General features: G+C 51.1%; 20 protein-coding genes. 7 read left to right on the plus strand and 13 right to left on the minus strand.

Annotated features, from left to right (window positions below):
* Positions 1 to 19 precede the first annotated feature (19 nt).
* Complete coding sequence (gene cspE / locus VNZ60_RS13665; RefSeq protein WP_009665919.1) at positions 20 to 223, plus strand: transcription antiterminator/RNA stability regulator CspE; 204 nt, start codon at positions 20 to 22, stop codon at positions 221 to 223.
* A gap of 142 nt (positions 224 to 365) precedes the next feature.
* Here the strand turns inward: cspE and icd are convergent, their stop codons facing one another.
* Positions 366 to 1,619, minus strand: coding sequence for an NADP-dependent isocitrate dehydrogenase (gene icd / locus VNZ60_RS13670; protein ID WP_325659988.1), 1,254 nt, complete (start codon positions 1,617 to 1,619; stop codon positions 366 to 368).
* A 378-nt stretch (positions 1,620 to 1,997) separates the two neighbouring features.
* On the opposite strand from icd, the gene VNZ60_RS13675 reads away from it, so the two are divergent.
* From VNZ60_RS13675 to VNZ60_RS13685, 3 genes are all read left to right on the plus strand, one after another.
* On the plus strand, positions 1,998 to 2,567 hold the full coding sequence (locus tag VNZ60_RS13675) for a pseudouridine synthase (protein WP_325660120.1): 570 nt from the start codon (positions 1,998 to 2,000) through the stop codon (positions 2,565 to 2,567).
* A gap of 144 nt (positions 2,568 to 2,711) precedes the next feature.
* On the plus strand, positions 2,712 to 2,930 hold the full coding sequence (locus VNZ60_RS13680; protein WP_325659990.1) for a hypothetical protein: 219 nt from the start codon (positions 2,712 to 2,714) through the stop codon (positions 2,928 to 2,930).
* Positions 2,931 to 3,069: 139 nt separating this feature from the next.
* Positions 3,070 to 3,543, plus strand: coding sequence for a DUF192 domain-containing protein (locus tag VNZ60_RS13685; protein ID WP_325659991.1), 474 nt, complete (start codon positions 3,070 to 3,072; stop codon positions 3,541 to 3,543).
* Between the two features lie 156 nt (positions 3,544 to 3,699).
* Here VNZ60_RS13685 and rpsT read toward each other — a convergent pair whose 3' ends face one another.
* Positions 3,700 to 3,966 (minus strand): 30S ribosomal protein S20, encoded by a 267-nt coding sequence (gene rpsT, locus VNZ60_RS13690; RefSeq protein ID WP_211466967.1) that lies wholly within the window; start codon positions 3,964 to 3,966, stop codon positions 3,700 to 3,702.
* Between the two features lie 333 nt (positions 3,967 to 4,299).
* Between rpsT and murJ the strand changes: the two genes are divergently transcribed.
* Both murJ and VNZ60_RS13700 read left to right on the plus strand, forming a co-directional pair.
* Positions 4,300 to 5,850 carry a murein biosynthesis integral membrane protein MurJ gene (gene murJ / locus VNZ60_RS13695; protein WP_325659994.1) on the plus strand — a complete coding sequence of 517 codons (1,551 nt, stop codon included), beginning with the start codon at positions 4,300 to 4,302 and terminating at the stop codon, positions 5,848 to 5,850.
* A 40-nt stretch (positions 5,851 to 5,890) separates the two neighbouring features.
* On the plus strand, positions 5,891 to 6,742 hold the full coding sequence (locus VNZ60_RS13700) for a SirB1 family protein (protein WP_325659996.1): 852 nt from the start codon (positions 5,891 to 5,893) through the stop codon (positions 6,740 to 6,742).
* Positions 6,743 to 6,811: 69 nt separating this feature from the next.
* Here the strand turns inward: VNZ60_RS13700 and VNZ60_RS13705 are convergent, their stop codons facing one another.
* Both VNZ60_RS13705 and VNZ60_RS13710 read right to left on the minus strand, forming a co-directional pair.
* Positions 6,812 to 7,354, minus strand: a complete 543-nt coding sequence (locus tag VNZ60_RS13705) for a GNAT family N-acetyltransferase (protein ID WP_325659998.1) — start codon at positions 7,352 to 7,354, stop codon at positions 6,812 to 6,814.
* 82 nt (positions 7,355 to 7,436) lie between these two features.
* A complete protein-coding gene (locus tag VNZ60_RS13710) occupies positions 7,437 to 9,329 on the minus strand; it encodes an ATP-binding cassette domain-containing protein (protein WP_325660000.1) in 1,893 nt (630 codons plus the stop codon).
* Between the two features lie 439 nt (positions 9,330 to 9,768).
* On the opposite strand from VNZ60_RS13710, the gene VNZ60_RS13715 reads away from it, so the two are divergent.
* A complete protein-coding gene (locus tag VNZ60_RS13715; RefSeq protein ID WP_325660002.1) occupies positions 9,769 to 10,533 on the plus strand; it encodes an MHYT domain-containing protein in 765 nt (254 codons plus the stop codon).
* Positions 10,534 to 10,655: 122 nt separating this feature from the next.
* Here the strand turns inward: VNZ60_RS13715 and VNZ60_RS13720 are convergent, their stop codons facing one another.
* The 9 genes from VNZ60_RS13720 to hutG all read right to left on the minus strand — a co-directional run bounded on the left by VNZ60_RS13720 (position 10,656) and on the right by hutG (position 21,342).
* Positions 10,656 to 11,084, minus strand: coding sequence for a hypothetical protein (locus tag VNZ60_RS13720; RefSeq protein ID WP_325660003.1), 429 nt, complete (start codon positions 11,082 to 11,084; stop codon positions 10,656 to 10,658).
* Positions 11,050 to 13,050: a hypothetical protein gene (locus tag VNZ60_RS13725; RefSeq protein ID WP_325660005.1), complete on the minus strand. Its 2,001-nt coding sequence runs from the start codon at positions 13,048 to 13,050 to the stop codon at positions 11,050 to 11,052. The genes VNZ60_RS13720 and VNZ60_RS13725 overlap by 35 nt, the downstream gene beginning before the upstream one ends.
* Positions 13,047 to 14,957, minus strand: a complete 1,911-nt coding sequence (locus VNZ60_RS13730) for a hypothetical protein (protein WP_325660007.1) — start codon at positions 14,955 to 14,957, stop codon at positions 13,047 to 13,049. Before VNZ60_RS13730 ends, VNZ60_RS13725 begins: the two co-directional genes overlap by 4 nt.
* Positions 14,950 to 16,407, minus strand: coding sequence for a site-specific integrase (locus VNZ60_RS13735; RefSeq protein ID WP_325660009.1), 1,458 nt, complete (start codon positions 16,405 to 16,407; stop codon positions 14,950 to 14,952). The genes VNZ60_RS13730 and VNZ60_RS13735 overlap by 8 nt, the downstream gene beginning before the upstream one ends.
* Positions 16,408 to 16,983: 576 nt before the next feature.
* Complete coding sequence (locus VNZ60_RS13740) at positions 16,984 to 17,634, minus strand: hypothetical protein (protein ID WP_325660011.1); 651 nt, start codon at positions 17,632 to 17,634, stop codon at positions 16,984 to 16,986.
* A gap of 338 nt (positions 17,635 to 17,972) precedes the next feature.
* A complete protein-coding gene (locus VNZ60_RS13745) occupies positions 17,973 to 18,290 on the minus strand; it encodes a hypothetical protein (protein WP_325660013.1) in 318 nt (105 codons plus the stop codon).
* 10 nt (positions 18,291 to 18,300) lie between these two features.
* The gene (locus tag VNZ60_RS13750) at positions 18,301 to 18,780 is read right to left on the minus strand and encodes an acyl-CoA thioesterase (protein ID WP_325660014.1); all 480 of its coding nucleotides are present in this window, start codon (positions 18,778 to 18,780) and stop codon (positions 18,301 to 18,303) included.
* 209 nt (positions 18,781 to 18,989) lie between these two features.
* Complete coding sequence (locus VNZ60_RS13755) at positions 18,990 to 20,099, minus strand: DUF746 domain-containing protein (RefSeq protein WP_325660016.1); 1,110 nt, start codon at positions 20,097 to 20,099, stop codon at positions 18,990 to 18,992.
* Between the two features lie 271 nt (positions 20,100 to 20,370).
* Positions 20,371 to 21,342 carry a formimidoylglutamase gene (gene hutG / locus VNZ60_RS13760; RefSeq protein ID WP_325660017.1) on the minus strand — a complete coding sequence of 324 codons (972 nt, stop codon included), beginning with the start codon at positions 21,340 to 21,342 and terminating at the stop codon, positions 20,371 to 20,373.
* Position 21,343: the final 1 nt, after the last annotated feature.

Below are 21,343 nucleotides of genomic sequence, written 5' to 3' on the forward strand. Positions count from 1 at the left end.
ATTTGAAAGACGCTATTTTATGGCAACAGGTACAGTCAAGTGGTTCAACGATTCTAAGGGCTTCGGCTTTATCACTCCGGATGACGGCGGTGAAGATTTGTTTGCACACTTTTCCGCAATCCAGATGAACGGCTTCAAGACTCTCAAAGAAGGTCAAAAAGTCCAGTTCGAAGTCACGCAAGGCCCTAAAGGCAAGCAAGCTTCTAACATCCAAGCACCTTAATTTCGCTTTGCGTTATTAAGCGGTTTTTGTAAAAAACCTCACTGCGGTGAGGTTTTTTTATTCGTGTGGTCAGAATCTAGCAAAACAGCGCGAAAAAAAAGCCAGAACAAGTTCTGGCTTTTTCTTATAAAAACAACAAAACTTACATGTTTTCGATCAGGACTTCGCCGAAACCGGAGCAGGAAACCTGAGTTGCACCTTCCATCAAGCGTGCAAAGTCGTAGGTGACCTTTTTCGATGTGATCGATTTTTGCATCGATTCAATGATCAGGTCAGCAGCTTCGACCCAGCCCATGTGGCGCAACATCATTTCCGCCGACAGGATCAGCGAACCCGGGTTGACATAGTCCTTGCCGGCATATTTTGGTGCAGTACCGTGGGTCGCCTCAAACATGGCCACCGAATCCGACAGGTTGGCGCCTGGAGCGATGCCGATGCCGCCGACTTGTGCTGCCAGTGCGTCGGAAATGTAATCGCCGTTCAGGTTCAGGGTGGCGATTACGCTGTATTCGTTCGGACGCAACAGGATTTGTTGCAAGAACGCATCAGCGATCGAATCCTTGACGATGATTTCACGGCCGGTTTTCGGGTTCTTGAATTTCGCCCATGGACCGCCATCGATCAATTCAGCGCCGAATTCTTTTTGCGCCAGTGCATACGCCCAATCACGGAAGCCACCTTCGGTGAACTTCATGATGTTGCCCTTGTGGACGATGGTAACGGATGGCTTGTCGTTGTCGATCGCGTATTGGATCGCCTTGCGTACCAGACGCTCGGTGCCTTCACGCGAGACTGGCTTGACGCCGATACCGGAAGTATTCGGGAAACGGATCTTCTTGACGCCCATTTCCTTGATCAGGAAATCGATCAGTTTCTTGGCGCCGTCGCTGCCCTCTTGCCACTCGATGCCAGCATAGATGTCTTCCGAATTTTCACGGAAAATCACCATGTCGGTCTTTTCCGGCTCACGCACCGGTGAAGGCACGCCCTTGAAATAACGCACAGGACGCAAGCAGACATACAGATCCAGCTCTTGGCGCAGCGCCACGTTGAGCGAACGGATGCCACCGCCGACCGGCGTTGTCAAAGGGCCCTTGATCGATACGACATAATCCTTGATCGCTGCCAAAGTCTCTTCCGGCAACCAGACATCAGGACCATACACTTGCGTCGATTTTTCACCGGCAAACACTTCCATCCAGCTGATCTTGCGCTTGCCTGCATAAGCCTTGGAGACAGCGGCGTCCACTACCTTGATCATGACCGGGTTGATATCCACACCGGTGCCATCGCCTTCGATGTATGGAATGATTGGATTGTCAGGAACGTTGATCGAAAAATCGGCGTTGACGGTGATTTTTTTGCCTTCAGCAGGCACTTTGATATGTTGGGACATCAGTGTATCTCCGGAGTTGAGGAGGTAAAAACTACCAGTGCGGTTGGATTTGAAACACGGTTGGTCTTATATAAGACATAAGACAAGAATTCCATATTATGCACTAGTATTTTACTAGACGCTATGTTTTTGCGACACCGGTCGAGTGCCTAGGGCGTGTTGACATATGATTTGGGAGATGCGTTCCAACCAAAACGTGTGGTGGCAAGGCGCGTGGCGCAGCTGGGGCTGGTGCCCCAGCAAGCCATGCAACGCGGCCAGCGCACGTTTTGGTTGGAACCCTCCGGGAACGGCTGCAGGCGTCGCATGCCGCGCGTTCGCACTCCCAAGTCATATGTCAACACGCCCTAGCCAATCATGAAGCACTATACTAGCGGCATGCCCCTGATTTTATTCAACAAACCATTTCAAGTGATGTGCCAGTTTTCGGCCCATCCCAGCCGCCCTACCCTCGCTGACTATATAACCATTCCCGACATCTATCCGGCAGGACGTCTCGATGCCGATAGTGAAGGATTATTGCTGCTCACCGATGACGGCCAACTGCAGCACAATATCAGCCACCCTGCACTGAAACAGCCAAAGACTTACATGGCGCAAGTGGAAGGCACGCCAACCCAGGCGTTGCTGGCGCGCTTACGGAACGGCGTCGATCTCGGCGATTTCCGCAGCCAGCCGTGCCAGGCGCGCGAGATCGAGGCGCCAGACTGGCTGTGGCCGCGCGATCCGCCGATACGCCAGCGCCAGGACAAGCCCACCAGCTGGCTGGCGCTGACCCTGACCGAGGGTAAGAATCGCCAGGTGCGGCGCATGACGGCTGCGGTGGGATTGCCGACCCTGCGGCTGGTGCGGGTGGCGATTGGCCAGGTGTCACTGCAGAGCCATCCGTTATGGCCGGGCGAGTCAATGGAAATCAACCCGGCAGATCTGACAGACTTAAAAAAGTAACAGGAAGTAGGCCCAGATACAAATTGATGCAGATTTTCGATCTTTTTAAAAAAAGATGTCAACCATCGCTTTCCGAGCCTCGTTAATTGCAGTGATTCAAGTGAATCATCGATTGATTAACTCGCTAACTGACTGGATTTAAAAATGAAAAAACTGATCGCTGTTCTGATTGCTGGCCTGTTCGCTTCTTCCGTTTTCGCTGCTGACGCTGCTCCTGCTGCACCAGCCGCACCTGCAGCCGCTTCTGCAGAAGCTTCGGCTCCTGTCGCTAAGAAGGCAACTCACAAAGTCAAGAAGGCTAAAAAAGCCGCTAAAGCTAAAGCTGAAGCTCCAGCAGCTGAAGCCGCTCCTGCTGCGAAGTAATTCCAGCATCAGCTTCAATAGAAAGGCAGGTGCGTCCTGCCTTTTTTTACGTCCTGAAACAAATAAAATCCAGCACCGACGCCCCTCCGCCGATTTAGCTCTCTGTATAATCTCCCGATCCTAAAGGAGCTTTATCAACATGAGAAAAATTCGCGCCACTTACCTTGCAGCAGCGACTGCATGCATCGCAACCTTCGCTGTCGTCGCCGCTGTTGCCACAGCCCCCGCAGCCGCGCAAGAAAGCCAGCAACTCCCGGTAACGTCCCTGAATATTGGCATCCACGTGATCAAGGCTGAAGTTGCGCGCTCGGAGCCGCAACGCGAGCAAGGCCTCATGTTCCGCAAGAAAATGGGCAGCAACGAAGGCATGGTATTTGTGTTCGATACACCGGCAGGCATCTGCATGTGGATGAAAAATACCCTGATTCCGCTGTCAGTCGCGTTCATCGACGCCAAAGGCACAATCCTGAATGTCGAGGAAATGAAGGCGCAGACGCTGGATTCCCATTGCGCCCAGGGAGCAGCATCTTATGCGCTGGAGATGAACAAGAGCTGGTTCAAGGACAAGAACATCAAACCCGGCACTGTGATCCAAGGTTTGCCACAATTATAAACACCGCCGGCGGCAGTAGCTTGAGCACTTGCCGCCGAGATAGCAAAAACAAAACAGAAAAACCCTGCATAACATATGTCATGCAGGGTTTTTCTTAATCCACTAACAAGCTAGTACGACAGGCAGCTGAGCTGCCAGTCAAATACTCAAGCTCAATTAAGCAGCCAGCGCTTTCAGAGCGGCGTTCAAACGGCTCTTATGGCGTGCAGCCTTGTTCTTGTGGATGATTTTCTTGTCCGCGATACGGTCGATAACCGATACGGAGTTTTGCAGAACCAGGGCTGCTGCAGCTTTGTCGCCGCCAGTGATTGCCTTACGTGCAGCTTTGATTGCTGTGCGCAGGGTCGAACGCTGACTGGAATTGTGCAGGTTTTGCTGAACTGCTTGACGAGCACGCTTACGTGCTTGTGCGGTATTTGCCATTTATATTTCCTAAAACGAGGTCGGGAATGCTTACGCGGCATAAACAAACCAGACCGCGACGCAGAATTCTGTAAAGCCACGGATTATAACCAGTTTTTGAAAAACAGGCAAACACCTCTTGCTTCGCAGGCAATTCTGTCGCAAGAAAGCACATTTGCCAGAGTGACAAGCCGATATTATGTTCGCCACGGGAACATTCCGACCCGGACGTTATCACAGTCAGTGTTTGCCGGCAGCAAGTAAAATCCGGCTGGCGAATCCGCTACGAACTCCGCTTTTTCACCCTCCGAGAAAGCTGCGGCAGGCGATCTGCTCCAGCTATAATGCCGCTCCATGAACTTGCATAAAACGCTTGCCACCGTCTCTGGCATGACAATGGTGTCGCGTGTGACGGGCCTGATTCGAGAAATCTTGTACGCGCGCGCTTTCGGCGCCGACGGCTATACAGACGCCTTCGCCATCGCTTTCCGTATTCCCAATCTGTTGCGCCGGTTGTTTGCCGAAGGCGCTTTTTCGCAAGCCTTTGTGCCGATCCTGGGCGAATACAAGAACCAGAAAGGCGAAGCTGCGACCAAACAACTGGTCGATCACGTCGCCACTGTGCTGACCTGGGCCATGCTGTTTACCTGCATCATCGGCATTCTGGCCACGCCGGTGCTGGTGTATTTCATCGCCACCGGCCTCAAAGACAACAAAGAAATATTCGACGCCTCGGTGTTCATGACCAGAATCATGTTTCCCTACATCGGCTTCATGTCTTTTGTGGCCCTGGCTGGCGGCATTTTAAATACCTGGCAGGAATTCAAGATTCCCGCCTTCACCTCAGTGCTGCTGAACCTGGCCTTTATTGTCGCTTCGCTATTCGTTGCCCCCTATCTGCAACACCCTATTTATGCGATGGCGTTTGCAGTGCTGGTCGGCGGCGTGCTGCAGGTGGCGCTCCAGGTGCCGGCGCTGATCAAGATCGGCATGCTGCCACGGCTTGCGCTCAATCCCATGATCGGCATGCGCGACCAGGGCGTGCAACGGGTGCTGAAAAAAATGGGGCCGGCGGTATTTGCAGTGTCTGCCGCTCAACTCAGCCTGCTCATCAACACCAATATCGCCTCACGGCTAGGGCACGGCAGCGTGTCTTTATTGACCTACGGCGATCGCCTGATGGAATTCCCGACGGCATTACTGGGCGTCGCCCTCGGCACCATTTTGTTGCCTAGCTTGTCCAAAGCCAACGCGGATAAAGATCACGGCGAGTACTCATCGCTGCTGGACTGGGGTTTGCGCCTCACCTTTTTGCTGGCACTGCCGTCCGCAGTCGGCCTGGCAACCTTGTCGGTGCCGTTGACGGCGACCTTGTTCCAGCACGGAAAATTCGATGCCGCCTCGGTCGCGGTCACCAGCCAGGTCTTGATTGCCTACGGCGTAGGCTTGATCGGTCTGATCGTGGTGAAGATCCTGGCGCCGGGCTTTTATGCCAAGCAAGATATCAGGACACCGGTCAAGATTGCGATCGGCGTGCTGATCGCCACCCAATTGATGAATTACCTCTTTGTACCGGTTTTTGCGGTGGCCGGCCTGGCGCTATCGATCAGCGTCGGCGCTTGCCTGAACGCTGGCTTCTTGCTGTGGAGCCTGATGCGGCGCGGCATCTACAAGCCGGAAGCAGGCTGGATTCGCTATTTCATGCGCCTGCTCGGCGCCCTGTTCCTGATGGCGGCGGTGGCATTGTGGAGCAGCCAGCAATTCGACTGGACCGGCCCGCATACCAGCTCTCTGGCGCGCATCGCGGCCTTGTGCGTAGTGATGGCGGCCTGTGGTGCTACTTACTTTGGAGCATTACTGGCGATGGGGTTCCGTTTCCGCGATTTCAAACGTATCGCACGCTAAGCCAATCGCGCAGGAGAAAATAGTTTGCTAGGATAGAGTCATGACGATCACATCACTAGACTACTTTACCTCGCTGGTGCAACAAGCCAACGATGTTCCTTTGTTCGAGGCAGCACTGGCGATCGCGCAGGACGTCTATCCCCAGCTGGATTTCGACGTGCCCCAGAACGAGCTGGACCGGCTGGCCAATACCTTGCGCCAGCGCCTGCCTTCGGACTCTTCGGCGATCCAGAAATTACGCCAGCTGAATCACTTCTTCTACCAGGAGCTAGGATTCGCGATCAACGTCAATCATTATTACGACACCGACAACAGCTATCTGCAGCGGGTGATCGCTAAACGGCGCGGTATTCCGATTTCACTGGCGCTGATCTACATGGAACTGGCGCAACAGGTCGGCTTGCCGGTAAAAGGGGTGTCCTTCCCCGGCCATTTTCTGATGAAACTCACTGTGCCGTCCGGCGACATCATGATCGATCCGGCCAACGGCGCCAGCCTCTCACGCGAAGAACTGGAAGAGCGGCTGGAACCTTATCTGCCGACAAATACCGACGAGGAAAAAGCCGCCAGCCGGCTATCGCTGATCAGTTACCTGCAAATCGCCCACCCGCACGACATCCTGGTTCGCATGTTGCGCAATCTGAAAGCCATCTACCAGCAAGGCAATCACTGGCAACGGCTGCTGGAAGTACAACAACGGCTGTTGATCCTGTTGCCGGGCGACGCCGTGGAACGGCGCGATCGCGGACTGGCGTTCGCGCAGCTGGATTGCCCGCAAGCGGCCTTGGAAGATTTGGAAAATTATCTGGCGCAACGGCCGCAGGCTTCGGATGCTGCAGTCTTGCTGCAGCAAATTGCAGAGTTGCGTGAGGCCTGCCGGCGTTTGAATTAATCGGGTTCGAATTAATCGGGTTCGAATTAATCGGATTTGAATTAATCAGTACTAGCGGCTGGCCACTCGCTACGCAGCAACGAGAGCTGCAACATGTCGTGGTACTGTCCGCCCCCAGTAACCAACCTGGCGCAAACGCCCCTCGTCGACGAAACCGAGTTGACGCAGCAATTTGAGAGACCCCAGGTTATCCGGATGGACCATGGCCTCGATACGATTCAAGGCCATCTGCGCAAAACCCCAGGTCATGACGGCTGTCAGCGTCTCCCGCATGAAACCCTGCTTCTGAGCATGCGATGCAAGTTCATAACCAATCATGCATTTGCGCCAGTTTCTATCCCACCTGAACAAGCCGCATGTGCCCAGTAACCCTGGCTGCTCTTTGACCTGAATTCCCCAGCGCGCTCCCGGATTTTCATCCAGCCGCCAGCTGGCAAACCGCTTGATCAAACCTTGTGCCTCCGCCAGGTCTGTTAACGGATCGGTGCCAAACCAGCGCATCAGTTCTGGATCGCCATGCATGGCAAGAATCTGCCCGGCATCGCGCGCGATTATTTCGCGTAGAACCAGGCGTTCGGTCTGGATGACTGGGAAAGCTGCTGTTTCACTCATTGCTTAACTATGTCCTTAAATGAAGAATAGCTAAATATTAAATGAAGCCGCAGCATTCCGCCCGCAACAAGATTTTGCCGTGTTACGCCTTACTGCGCGCCTCGATCACTTCCCATTTCTCCAGGCTCTCCAGCAGCAAGCCGTCGATTTCAGCGAAGCGGTCGTTCAGGCGCTTCACTTCATCCGGTTTCTGCTTGTACAAATCGGGATCGGCCAGCTGGCTGGAAATGGTTTTCTGTTCAGCTTCCAGTTTGGCAATCAGCAGCGGCAATTCTTCCAGCTCACGCTGCTCTTTATAGCTGAGTTTTTTCTGCTTGACAGCAGCTTGCACCGGCTCGGCTTTCGCTTCTGCCTTGGCTTTGGCGATCACTGCCGATTGCGTCGGACGCACCCGTTCCCAGTCGGTGTAGCCGCCCACGTATTCGCGCCACATGCCGTCGCCTTCAGCGGCGATTACCTGCGTCACCACATTGTCGAGGAAGGTACGATCATGGCTGACCAGGAATACGGTGCCGCTATAGTCTTCGAGTAATTCTTCCAGCAGTTCCAGGGTATCGATATCCAGATCGTTGGTCGGCTCATCCAGCACCAGCACGTTGGCCGGCTTGGCGAACAAGCGCGCCAGCAGCAGACGGTTGCGTTCGCCGCCGGACAGCGATTTGACGGGCGAGCGCGCGCGCTCCGGAGCGAACAGGAAATCGTTCAGATAAGTCATCACGTGTTTGCGCTGGCCGTTGATTTCAACCCAGTCGCTACCCGGCGCGATGGTGTCGGCCAGGCTTGCGTCCTCGTTCAACTGCGCCCGCATCTGGTCGAAATACGCGATCTGCAATTTGGTGCCCTGCTTGACCGTGCCGCTGTCCGGCTGGTCTTCGCCCAGGATCAGTTTCAACAGCGTAGTCTTGCCGGCGCCGTTCTGGCCGATCAGGCCAACCTTGTCACCGCGCATGATGGTGGCGGTGAAGTCACGCACGATGACCTTGCTGCCATAAGCCTTGTTGACATCGGTCAGCTCGGCCACGATCTTGCCGGAACGTTCGCCCGACGATACATCCAGCTTAACCTGGCCTTGTTGATCGCGGCGTGCGCTACGCGCCAGGCGCAACGCTTCCAGGCGCCTGACACGGCCCTCGTCGCGGGTGCGGCGCGCTTGCACGCCCTTGCGGATCCAGACTTCTTCCTGCGCCAGGAACTTGTCGAACTTGGCATTTTCGACTTCTTCGATTTCCAGCTGCTCAGCCTTGCGCACCTGGTATGCCGTGAAATTACCCGGGAAGGACAGAATCCGGCCGCGATCCAGTTCGATGATGCGGGTGGCGACGTTATCCAGGAAACTGCGATCATGGGTAATGAACAGCACACTACCCTTGTAGTCGCGCAGCAAACCCTCAAGCCACATGATCGAACTGAAATCCAGATGGTTGGTCGGTTCATCAAGCAACAGGACATCGGGCGCGCTCACCAGCGCGCAAGCCAGCGCGACGCGCTTTTGCATACCGCCCGAGAGTTGTCCCATCAACAGGTTTTTATCCAGGTTCAAGCGATCCAGCGTGGTCTCAACCTTGTTGGTCAGGCTCCAGGCGTCAGCCGCGTCGAGCTTGCTCTGTATCTCGTGCATGCGCTCCATGATGGCGTCGTCGTTGTCGCCGCCAAACTGACCAGTCAGCGCATCGTATTCGTTCAGCAGGGCCTGCATCTCGCCCATGCCGGACGCCACTGCGTCAAAGACCGACATCTCTGATTCGAAATGCGGCTCCTGATCAACGTAAGCGATCTTGATCCCTTGCTGCATCACCATCAAGCCGTCGTCCAGCTTGGACACGCCGGCGATGGTTTTCAGCAGCGACGATTTGCCGGTGCCGTTACGACCGATCAGGCCGACCCGCTCCCCCGCTTCCAGGGAAAATTCAGCGCGATCCAGCAGCGCGACGTGACCAAATGCGAGTTGCGCATTGGTGATAGAGATGACAGCCATAATTTGGATAAAACCAGAAAAAGAAAGATCTGCGGAGCACTACAACGACAACACGCAGTCAATTGGATGAATGAACCGCACATTGTACCTATACTCGCGCACCTAGTCGTACATTTGTCGCAGCTGCCACCTTTGCCCGCCTTGCCCGGGCAACCGCCGGTGACGCGACCGTCTACTCCTGCCCACAGGCCTTTTGGCCCGCAACTTGGATTTACAAAATATTTCTGGAAATATATTGCTGCATAGAAATTTTAGCCATATATTATTTCTACATAGAAATATTTATCGCCGAGATCGATATGCGCCGTGGTGTAACTCATTAGCGTACTCAATTGCGTAACTTAGCTGACCTGATTCAAGTAACAATATCGCTGCAAAAAAACAATAACGAAGAGTGCACTGCCTTTGCCTCTCACGTTCATACAACAGGGAGAAAGCCATGGATCCATTGCTAGGCCATTTGTTAACGCCAAGATACGACGCCGCTCTGGTTTTGTTGTCGTACATGATTTCATTCTGGGGCGCGTTACTGGCTCTGCAATGCGCCAAATCCATGTTTCGCACGGACGGCACGCTGGACCTGCGCATGACCATCTGCGCCGCAGCCTCGCTCGGCGGCATCGGCATCTGGTCGATGCATTTCCTGGCCATGCAAGCATATCGCCTGACGGTGCCGATTGCCTACGATGCGGTGCTGACCGCAGCATCGTTGCTGGCTGCGATCCTGATTTCCGGCATTGCGCTGTACCTGGCCGGCGGTCACGGCAAATTCAAGGTATCCGGCTGGCTGGCTGGCAGCCTGCTGGCTGGACTGGGGGTGTGCGTGATGCACTACATGGGCATGTATGCGATGAATCTGCGCGCCACCATGTCACTCAATCCGACCACTGTCGTAATCTCGATCGTCATCGCGATTGCCGCCGCCTCTGCGGCGCTGTGGCTGGCCTTCAATCTGACCCGGCTGCTGCATAGAGTGGTCGCGGCGCTAGTGATGGCGCTGGCAGTGTGCAGCATGCACTACACCGGCATGTATGCCGCCGACATGATCTGCACCAGCGATGCGCCGCTGATCCCATTAAAAATCGGCGGCAACTATCTCGACGTCTCGGTCTACGCCGTCGCCGGCTTGCTGTCCTTGTGCATTTTCTGGGTGGTCCTGGGGCGCAGCATGGACGTACAAACAAGTAGTGAAGTAATTGAGTAGATAAGCAAGTTCGACAAAAATGGACGTCAATCAAGTAAAACGATTGGCGTTTTAATATAAAAGGCATCCAATTTCGGTGGGTGGGGTGGAGAAGCTTTGTTTGAATATCGTGACGGCCAGTTTCACGCCTTTGGTTTTCGGATCGGTAAGACGTTCTCACCATTCAACTGGGCTAATCTCTTTTTCGTTTCGTATAGCTCGGCTAAGAGGGAGATCTCCCGTGCAAGGGCCGCATCCAATTGTTCACGTAGAGTTTCTGAATTTTTCTTAATTTTACTTAGCAGATCAATCTGCTCCCGCTGCGGGCTTATCTGCTCACTGGCAGCAGCATCAATGGCAGCAATTAAATCCCGAAATATATCCCTCGATTTCTTGATACTGCCTTTCTTCCGCCCAGCTTCAAGGGACACGGCATCGTTTGTAATCTTTGCCCCCTTTTCCACGACAAAAGGCCGCCCCTTCTTCAGGCGTTCCAGTGCCTCGAAATACTCTATCAACGATTCAGAAATCATGCTATTAAGAACCCGCAACGCCATTGGAAATATTTGCAAGAGTAGCTTCAAGAATTGTAAGATTTTTCTTCTCGTGGCGATATTCCGGTGATTTCGGATTAACGCTATTCAACTTCTTAACCAGCTGTCTTTGAGCCGCAATAACTCGCTCCAGTTTTTTCTTATTGCCTACCATGTTCTTGCAATGACTCGTCAAACAATCAACGTTTAGAAGGTCCATGGGATTTTTGTTGCACTCCCCAACTTTCACACACCCACCCAGAAGTGTCTCTTGATAAGCCAATTCGCCCTTTTGGAATCGTTTCAGCGTTACGTCACGATCAAACACCAAAATTCCGTCATTATCGCGAAGCCGATTCGTAATCCAGTGCGGGTGAACTCCAAATAGTATGTCATCGGTCATCAGAACATGCGCAGCGTAGCTGAGGAATTGACTGACCGGTTGGGCATCTTGCCAATCTTTTCCGAAATGCCCCCCATTTTCCCCATCGTCGATAAAATTGGTCGCGAAAGCAGACCCACGAGCATAGTACGCGGCCATTTCCTGGGTGATATGTTGCAGCTGCCGCTTAAGCGATGGCAGTGTTACTAGGCCGGACCGTTGGGCATATAGCGCCAAAGACCGACGCAACTGATGACTCGTTAGCGTCCAAGGACGTCCGATCTGAAATCTCTCCTCGGAACGCCATGCCCGGTGCGGATCGATGTTCTCCAATTCGAGTAAGTCTTGTTCCTGAATGATTGGCTGCAACCGTGCCCGCAGAGCAGGAAAACGGCACAAAGGTAGAAGCTGAGGCGCTCTTCTTTTCCGTTCTTTGGAAGGAAAAAGGTTAAAAGAATTGATATTGACGTCACTACCCTCACACGTTTCACCGCGCGCTGCATAGATCGCTTTGGAGATACGCTGCCCAAGTCTAATAGCCGCACGCCCACTCTCACTGGTAACCCACTGCGCACGCTTTATTTTCCCGTGGGTATACTTGGTGACACGACCTCTAACAATATAGTGAATACTGTCATCCTCATCTCGTCTCACTTCATCCAGACAGTGGAGAGGAAGCGAATTTACTTCACTCAACCTCATACCGGTGAATGCCTGGATTTGCAAAGCGATGGTAGACATCGTGCTGCTCAAAGCAATTTCCAAACCGCTCAGGGCTTTCGCGTAATCCATTTCTACCCAATAGTTCTCTAGATCGTATTGCGTCAGCAAGTCTTGAAATGATGGGCGTTTCGCGACCTTCCCCAGTCTCAATTGCGCTCTCCTGATTCTTTGTGTCTTACGTGCTCGCCCCAACAACGTGTCCCTCGCGCATTCCTGTAAGAGATCAAGAACGCGCCCCGCGACATGTTCAAACCGATCCAGCTCCCGTGAAAGCGTCGAGAGAATAGATGAATACAGACGGGTTGGAATTGGCGGATGTTGTTTTTTACTCTCAACCCAGTCGCGAGCAATTTTTTGCAGATCTAGCACTGTTTTTTTGTTCACAACATCGTACCCAACCACATCGGGACCAAGGTTTTGTAGAATTCCAAGAAGAGAAGCTAGTTTCACAGTCCGCATCATCCCTGTCCCCTCCAAACCTTCGATAAGGAGGAGTGGGTTAGACAATACATCCTGCATTTTTTTAGAACGCGACTCACAAAATCGCGCCATCCAAGCCAATGCCGTTACATACGCCTGGAGTGTTCGATTACTAAGTCCATGTCCTGCACGCAAGTAAATCAACACAAATATCAACCAACGCATTTCACGTGCCAATAGATCACGCTTGGAAGTTATTTCACTCTCGCCCCAGAAATTAAAATGAAAGGTACAAGTGCGGTTATCTGGATCATACGGAGTCCGGTTCCAACTTAAATCACCGTACACAGACAATGCTCGCCCCTCTTTGTCTCTCGTCACTACAAAGTTATCGGGCGGGATACGTGCTCCCAATACGTTGTATACGTCAGGAGTACCAGCATCGGATACATGCTTGATTTTCGTCTGAGTTTTAATCACACAAGCTCCAACTCCATCAACATCTCCAATTTATTCGACCAGAAGACATCCAACTCTCCGTCCATATCCACCTCACGTTCTATTCGCTCGACCATCTTTAAATCGTGACGCTTGACTCCCATTAGGATGAAATCAATCCGCTGTAAAACCCCACCAAATAGCAAGTCAAAATGCTCTATGCTGCTTGCAAGGTGAGATATTTTCCTGATGCAGTATCGAGCACTCAAGAGCTTACGTGTATCAGTGTCATCGGCGTGGACACGACATTGATCGCAGAATAAACAACCTTCTGCCCCCTGGCATGAAGGAATCACCGGAGGATAATCCCCAATAGACTTCGGATTATTTGGGGATATACATACTCCTACCGAATTTGTCTCACTCCCCGGAATCTCCTCTCCTCGTTTGAGCACTACTTTTTCCACCTGGCTAAAGAAAGAACTTAGCTCTATTTGCTGGCTGACCTCTGACCCATTGCTATATTTCCTGAGGGCGGTCTCTTGAGAGTGCTGCATGATGCGTGCCGCCGTAGCAGGGTCGTAGTTGCGAATGACGTAATTTTGCTTTGCTGCACGCCATTCCTTTGGAGTGACCGTCCGCAGAGCTGGAATCATGCGTTTAAGCTTGCCTAATATCCGTTGTATAGTCCACGATGCTGCCGGCACTGGGCCAGTTTTCAATGCACGGAGATTTGGGCCGTAACTAAAGAAAAGATAGTTACTCCGCTTGCCCATGAGAAGATAGTTTCGTAGTTGTAGAAAGCGGCGCAAATACGGCATGTATTGGACGCCGATTTCAAAAGTCACCAGAAGATTGTTGGCCCTGTATTTGATCATGCGGAAATGCTGACGCTCCACCGATGGATTCAATATTACTTCCTCTAACTCTTCGCTCCAGGGAGTCTCGACGGCCGGTGTGGAGTTGCAAGCGGTGCAAGCGATGAAGAGAATCAAGAAAGCATTCATGGCCAGAATTCCCCGCTCAATTCTGTCTGCACTGTAGAAATCTTGATTGGATCTAGCTATCAATCTTTTTGCTTTCTTCACCGCTAATAAATTACCGCTATGTGAGTCAGATTTTCCGTACCGATGCTCAATTTCTTCGCCGGTACGAACAACCCCATTTTGAAAGTCATACGCCCTAAATTTGGCCTTACGCTTGGTATCAGGTGTTTCATACCAATTTTTCGTTGGAAATATCCACAGTCGATTGTCCGGCCAATTCATGTAGCCTGGAACGGTCAACGCAAAGGGGTAATATTTTTGATCAACAACAAGTTGGCAGAAACCTTCTAACAAGCATTTGCACCACGCCAAAAGTTTTTCTTGAGAATCATCGTCGGGTACAGGAGTAGGGTTATTTGCCCGATTGCTGCCCACCAACAAGTTTATGCCTTGCCCCAAATTTTCCACATTAAAATAGCTTTCCAGTCCTTTTTGTGAAAAGTCTTGATAATCTACTGCCGAATTTATACTGAGTTGGTTTTGATCGACCAATCGCCTCAAATCATCCACATAACTACCAAATGCAGCACGAGCCTGCATTTCATTCGCGAGGCAATCGCTACAGTGATGCAAATCACACCAATCAATAAAACGAGTAAACGTACGATCGCAACCGTGGAGCGTTATCGGTCGATTCCCGCTGTATTTCTGCCTTTCAGAAACGCATTCAATCAACACTCTGACTTGATGGCATCGTGTTTCATCGAAAGAAGAAAGATCCACCGGGCACCCATGCCCGGGTTTTCTTCGTTGGTCCGAACGCCGGAGGTAACATAGCGAACCGAAGTCTATGGAATAGCCTTTTTCATAAACTAACACTACCTTTTCAATAGATAGCATCGCGATATCCCCGGTGAGAGGGAGATCATAGTACGCAACCTTACGGTCAACAAATTCAGTCATCAGTTCGTTCCATCGCGCGACGCGCCATGCGCTCAAGTTTTTCCTCCCACCCATCCTGTACTGCGTGCACCATTCTCAAGCGACTACGAAAGCTCAAGTACAACTCGGTCGTAACCACTGAATTGTGTCCCATTCGAGCCTGTACGAAATCCATTACTTCCTTCAGAGTGGCCTTTTTTTCCTCCACTAGTTTTAATCTGTCGTCAACAAGATTCATGCCAAAAGTTGCCCGCGTGTCGTGGAATTTATAGTGAAAACGTGGGTGATACTTTCTTCGGATGAACGGAATAATGTAGTCGGTGATGTATTGACGTACCCCTTGACCGACTTTACTGTGCCGAAGCGCTGTTGCTTCTGCATGCGTCCGATCTGACTTTGCTACATATAGAGGCGCCCCACGGATACTTAAAAACACGTATTGATTCTCGGTATCACCGCCGATGGCCCTTAATCGTCTCTTTTTTGCACGTTCACTCAAAGCATAAGTGCGAAGCATTTCGTAGAACCAGACTGGAATGTGCAGTACTAATTGCTTGTTGTACTTTGTGTCAATCCCGGTTCCAGGTCCGACAGGGTAACGTAGGAAATTTTGAAGACTCTCGCCATTTTCTCGCAGCACGTCTCGTACCCGAAACGTCAAAATTGTCTGAATTCGCGCGCCAGTCACTAACCCAAAGAGATGGATCAGTGTCATCTCCGTGTTACCTAGAGAGATCAATGCATCCATCAACCATTCTTGTTCGTTCTGGGGCATTGGCCGCAATTTCCCGTCGTCATTGATGCAATCATCGTACGGATTGTCCTGTTTCTGAGCACGGATCGAAACGTCGGTCGTCTTTACTTTTCCAACGACTCTTTCGCCGTGATGTCCGGCAAAATTTACAAAGCGATCACCATCTTTCCACGCGGGGTACTCGGGCACAAATACATTTTCTGAAATAAGCCATCCATAGAAACGGATTACCACTCCCATTCGACGCTTGGCGGTGCTTGCAGCAATCTCTTGATTCTGAATCAAATGCTTCAGGTGCCCATTGAATCGGTAAGTAGGGCGTGCCAGCTTTTGGGAAGGGAAATTGAGCCAATCAATGTTGTACTCTTCGATATATCTTGCGTAGGCGGTCAGATCCTCTGACGTACTATGAAAACTCAAGATGTTGGGATTTACCTGGTCTTCCAAGCAAGCAAGTATCCAAAGATTGGCTTCCGCCCATGGGGTGCCGTCGCCGCAAAGAATGACAGGGTATTGATGGAATTCTATCGGCGCCCACCTAAAAGCCCCATCCCGACGATTGCTTTCTCCCGGGGTCATTTGTGGTCGGACGAAATAACTGGCGCAACTGTTGCAGGCAAGTTTTATATTGATCTGTGTCGCAAAAGAATCTCCTTCTTCAGCCAAATTAGTCTTAACAAATTTTGGAAGAATGGTTTTCCGAGCAAGCGTAGTCATTTGCATGTCTCAACGGAATTAATCGCCTCAAGAAGATCTTGGTGAAATGGAAATAGTACAGCTTACGACTCGCCAAACTAAATTATTCCCACCTCTCCCGCCTCCCCCTCAAAAAAATCGGTAACTGGACCACCGATTTTGGCGTACGGCCTATCACCTTCGACCACCCATTAGGACAAAGAGAATCGCCGATGTTTTAGTGCCCCGCTGACCACGCTATTTTCGTCGCGAGTGTTTTCCGATCAGACTGAAACGCTGTCTACCAGAATAGCTGACTGATTCAGAAAATGCGCCTAAAAAAAAAGAGAAAGATCCTGGATTTCAGGATTTCAGGATTTCAGGTTCACATTCTTGCTAAATTGTTGCCGATCGCCCAGTTACATGCAGAATTGATTTTTCTCCATTGAATTATTCGCCACTATGAAGCAAAAGCACAGTAGAGTAGTTACCCATTGACAATTCATATTGGGGTGTACATGTTCGTATGCACGCCGTTTAGCCGTTTCATCAGTCATCGGCTTCTCGTTGCGTCAGAAATAACTCCAACATCTTGTCGATGCGCCTATCGCAGCGCCTTCATTTTTTTGGCTCGCGTAGAAAAATGGCGTGATATGCGGCCTCGTCATAAATCGGCTCCGGCGTGGTGGCTTCGTTGCATAAGTCTGTGAGCTTCTTGACGGTCTGGTCGTAATCATGCCGATCTATCGCCACCGCCGCCCCTAACAACTTACTGATTTCCTGCGCATTGCCTCGATACTTCTTGAGTAAGCCTGCACCAATACTCGCTAAGGCGCGGACTTCTATATGCGATAAACGCTCGCTAGTGCCATTGAGAACTGAAGGTAGCGACATCACGCCCCGTTGATTTTTGAGCTTCTCTCTCTTTATTTTGAAAGGCGCTCGGATCGCATCTTCCATTTCCTCGCTCGGCAAACCATGCTGTGCCGCGTATTCTATGAAAGCCAACGTTTCATCGTCATCGCTAAGTGAATCACCTGCGGCAGCTTCTCCTATCATGTCCATCGCTTTAGCCGTCGCGTTGAAATAGTGACTGTCGAATGGGCGAGACAACACCAACAAAACCTTAATAGCCTCGACGTCGCCTAGATGCTTTCTGAGCAGACCAGCTCCAATCATCGCTAAAGCACGAATTTCGGAATGCGGCAATTCTTCATCAGAAACCCCCGTGCTGAAAAAAGCAGTTAAAGCTGTGGATTCTGGTTTCATCACAACCTAGTTAAGTGCTTTCAAGATCATTACTGTACCATCATAGTCAGTGGGTTCAGAGAGCAAACTATCTGCTCGATTGCCCTATGTGATGATCAATTGGCCCTCACTGCAGGGGGCAGAGATTTCCGCAGTCTTTGCCTTCTCATACCCTCCGATAAGCTGGCAAAGGAAAGGTAGCTTTGGCCGTCATGGTTTTTCCCTAACTAATACCGCTTAATCTGCCGATCTGATCAGTGCGCCCGTGCACAAATTTTGAGGTTCTGGTTAAGCGAACAAACAACTAAAAAATTCGCATCACTGCAAGTCTTTAACTTAGAGCGTTCTCGCACGTCGCATCAATCTCCTTCTGGCTTGATGTATTTCATGCCCATCCGAAATTTTTTACGACGATCTCCCATTAGAATTCGCAATTCCCCAATGGTCAGATCACTGACTTCATGCATTCGAATTAACAATACCGCACCTATTGGTTTACGGCGAGTTCGAATATTACTAATTACTGGAGGATCAACTTCTAGCAGATGAGAAAGTGCTGCATCGCTTTTCACGTGCAATTTTTGGGTCAGCGCGTCCAGCAATCGATTGGGATCATAGGTCGTCTGGTCATTGTTGTTTTCGATGACCGGTGCGCTCGAAAAAGTGTTAGTGCTCATAATCAAAGACCTAGGTTGGCTTCATCTCTTCAAAGCGGTGCGCCAGTTCCTGGCGCAACTGCTTGCGCAGGATGGCGCCTTCAAACCGCCGCTTTTCTTCGGCGCTGAACGGACGCAACGGCGGCACCGCAACTGGATGGCGTTCGCCGTCCACCGCGACCATCGTAAAAAAGCAACTATTGACATGGCGCACCACCTGGGTCCTGATATCCTCGGCCACCACCTTGATGCCGACTTCCATCGATGAGGTGCCGGTATGATTGACACTGGCAAGGAAACTGACCAGTTCGCCTACGTGGATTGGCTGGCGAAAGGTCACTTGGTCCACGCTCAGGGTCACCACGTATTGTGCTGCGTAGCGACTGGCGCAGGCATACGCTACCTGGTCGAGTAATTTGAGAATCGCGCCCCCATGCACATTACCGGAAAAATTAGCCATGTCGGGCGACATAAGCACGGTCATGGTGAGTTGGTGAGATGGCATATCCATAATTGACGGGTTGTCCCTTGGTTTTAGGGGAGATAAATATCAATTGGTCAGCCTTGATCGACAAGCGCTGTTAGCTCTTGCGATGGGCGACCACAAGTTGTAGTTGAAGGGCATTAAGGTAGGTACAAAAAATATTCCTGGCCACAATCCCATTGTCCATTTTTATGTATGTTCGTAAGAGACATGAGTGCGCCAGTTCGTTCGTATAATCAGCCATGACGAGCTGTAGGCAGCAACGTTTTCGAGTGTCGCTCAATTGGGTCGTACCAAATTTTCAATTGCATCTTTTGTTGCGCCAAGCGCTCGGCATCTCGCACGCTAAAACGTGAGTAACAGGCTGGGCAGGATAAATGGCGGCCTGCGACATGATCCCGACCTGAAAAACGTTTTTCTCCACCGACACCGCAACGCGGGCAGCGAATATGAGGCCGCGGCTTGATCCCCAAACGGACGCGAGCCTCCCATTTACCGGATGGGTCTAGCTTTAGCAACCATATCCGGAATCTCTTGGTCCTGTCTGCGACAAATTTGTGACCAACGCCAAGCCGCCTGCGAGCTTCTTCATATGGCAATTGCTGCGATAGCAAGCGAATAAATGCGGATATCACTATTAGGTCGTGTATGCCCGCCAACGGCGTATCCGTTAATCGAGTAAAAATTTTTTTGCATGCCTTGCACTCAAAATATGGGCTAGGATAACGATGTTTTGAAATCGGCACTTGGGACAAACTTGTTCTATCTGAATGACAACGCGGGCAATCCAACGGATCTAAACTTAAAGACAGTATTTCACTCAACACATTCTGCAGATAAGACGTCAACTCCAGGTCTTCAGAGTCAGACAAATCCTCGAGTTGGTCAATTAGAAAGCGATGGCCCGTCGTGACTATGGGAGATTCGGGTGGTTCAGGTAGAACGCCACCTCTAGCAATGATTTTTTTCAACGACTCCGGCCATCGCCGTATGGAGGGGACACCTAATTCCTTACGGCGAGCCCGCACCTGATATGCCTTGCAACCCAGTTTCTGTGCAATATCGGGATCAGAAATCTTTCCCAAAAATGCATCCATCTTTGGATTCCATTCAAACACGGCTCTACCGAAAAAAGGAATACCCAACTTGGTTCTGCGCTTACGGACGGATATCGTAGCAATATTTAATTGTGCGGCGATGACAACGTCCGGAACTGATCCCAACAGCGCGTCCGCTTCGGCAGTCCAAATCATTCGCTTACGCAAACGTGTGGCTCCAGCATTTACCAAGCGTTGCTCGATATCGGGGATCGACTCAGCGCTTGAATTTTGTGTTTTCCCAAACATTATTATTCAATCCAGATTTATTAAGGATGAAACGCACGATCACATTTCGACAAATCCGAATCTCGCAAACACAAAATGCCACTATTGATAGTCATTTTCATGATGCGTAGATCTATTGAACCACAGACCGCGACTGCGGTTCGAACGAAAGCGGTGTATGCGAAAACAGTCAATACGGTAAAAGCAGGGATCGTTTTTTTCATTGTCTAGTCTCCGGAGTTTTATATAAATATTTATGTACTACTTTCAACAAATCGAATTTTCAAATTGCTTAAATTTTTACTCGCTCCACCACGCGAGCTACCAAGCGTGCTGCTACCCGCGCGGTGCGTTGATCAATATCGTGTGTTGGATTGAGTTCAGCAATATCAGCAATTCTCAACTTGCTGCTAGCAGCAACCACATCGACAATCGCCTCAATCACGTCTAATGACACGCCACGCACAGCCGGTGCACTGACGCCGGGCGCCAATGAACTGGGAAGTACATCGAGGCAGATTGTGAAATAGATGTGATCCACTTCAGTTAGAAAATCGCCTAACGTTGTCAACGTTTCTGGCAGATGCCTAGATTCCATTTCTTCGTCCGAGCGCCAACGGACTCCTAGGCTATTGGCTCTTTCGAACAATGGTTCAGTGTTGGAAAACCTACTGACACCAAGACAGCAATAGTGGAACGTCCAGCCCTTCGCTTGGCAGTCTTCTGAAATCTGTCGAAACGGCGTACCAGAACTGGCACGCTCAGTTAAACGTAAATCAAAATGCGCATCGAGATTGATGATGCCAATACGAGGCCCCACCACCTCTGATGTCGTTACAAAAGATCGAGCTAAACCACTAAAGGAACCATAGGCCATTTCGTGGCCCCCTCCCATTACTATCGGCAAAAAGCCACGTTCCAGCAAATCCGCAACCACATCCGCCAATTCTTCTTGCGCTTGCTCCAGTCCGTCGCTGTTTCCAACGGTGGAACACACCACATCACCCGCATCAATAATCGCTGTGCTGCGATGCACCGGCATATTACCGAGCATCGAACGCAAGGCCGCGGGGCCATCGCTGGCACCAGGACGCCCATGATTTCGTGCAACACCGGCATCACAAGCAAAACCAATTAAAGCCGCGCCAGTGACCTCGTTAGTTGACTCCAGGGCCTGCACAACTTGGTGCCAACGTCGGCCTGATATTCCCTCCTCCTCGTCAACTCGACCTTTCCAGCGGCTCATATCTGCTGCCTGCCTCATT

Origin of the sequence: Collimonas sp., assembly GCF_035566375.1 — a bacterium.
GTDB lineage: Bacteria > Pseudomonadota > Gammaproteobacteria > Burkholderiales > Burkholderiaceae_D > Collimonas.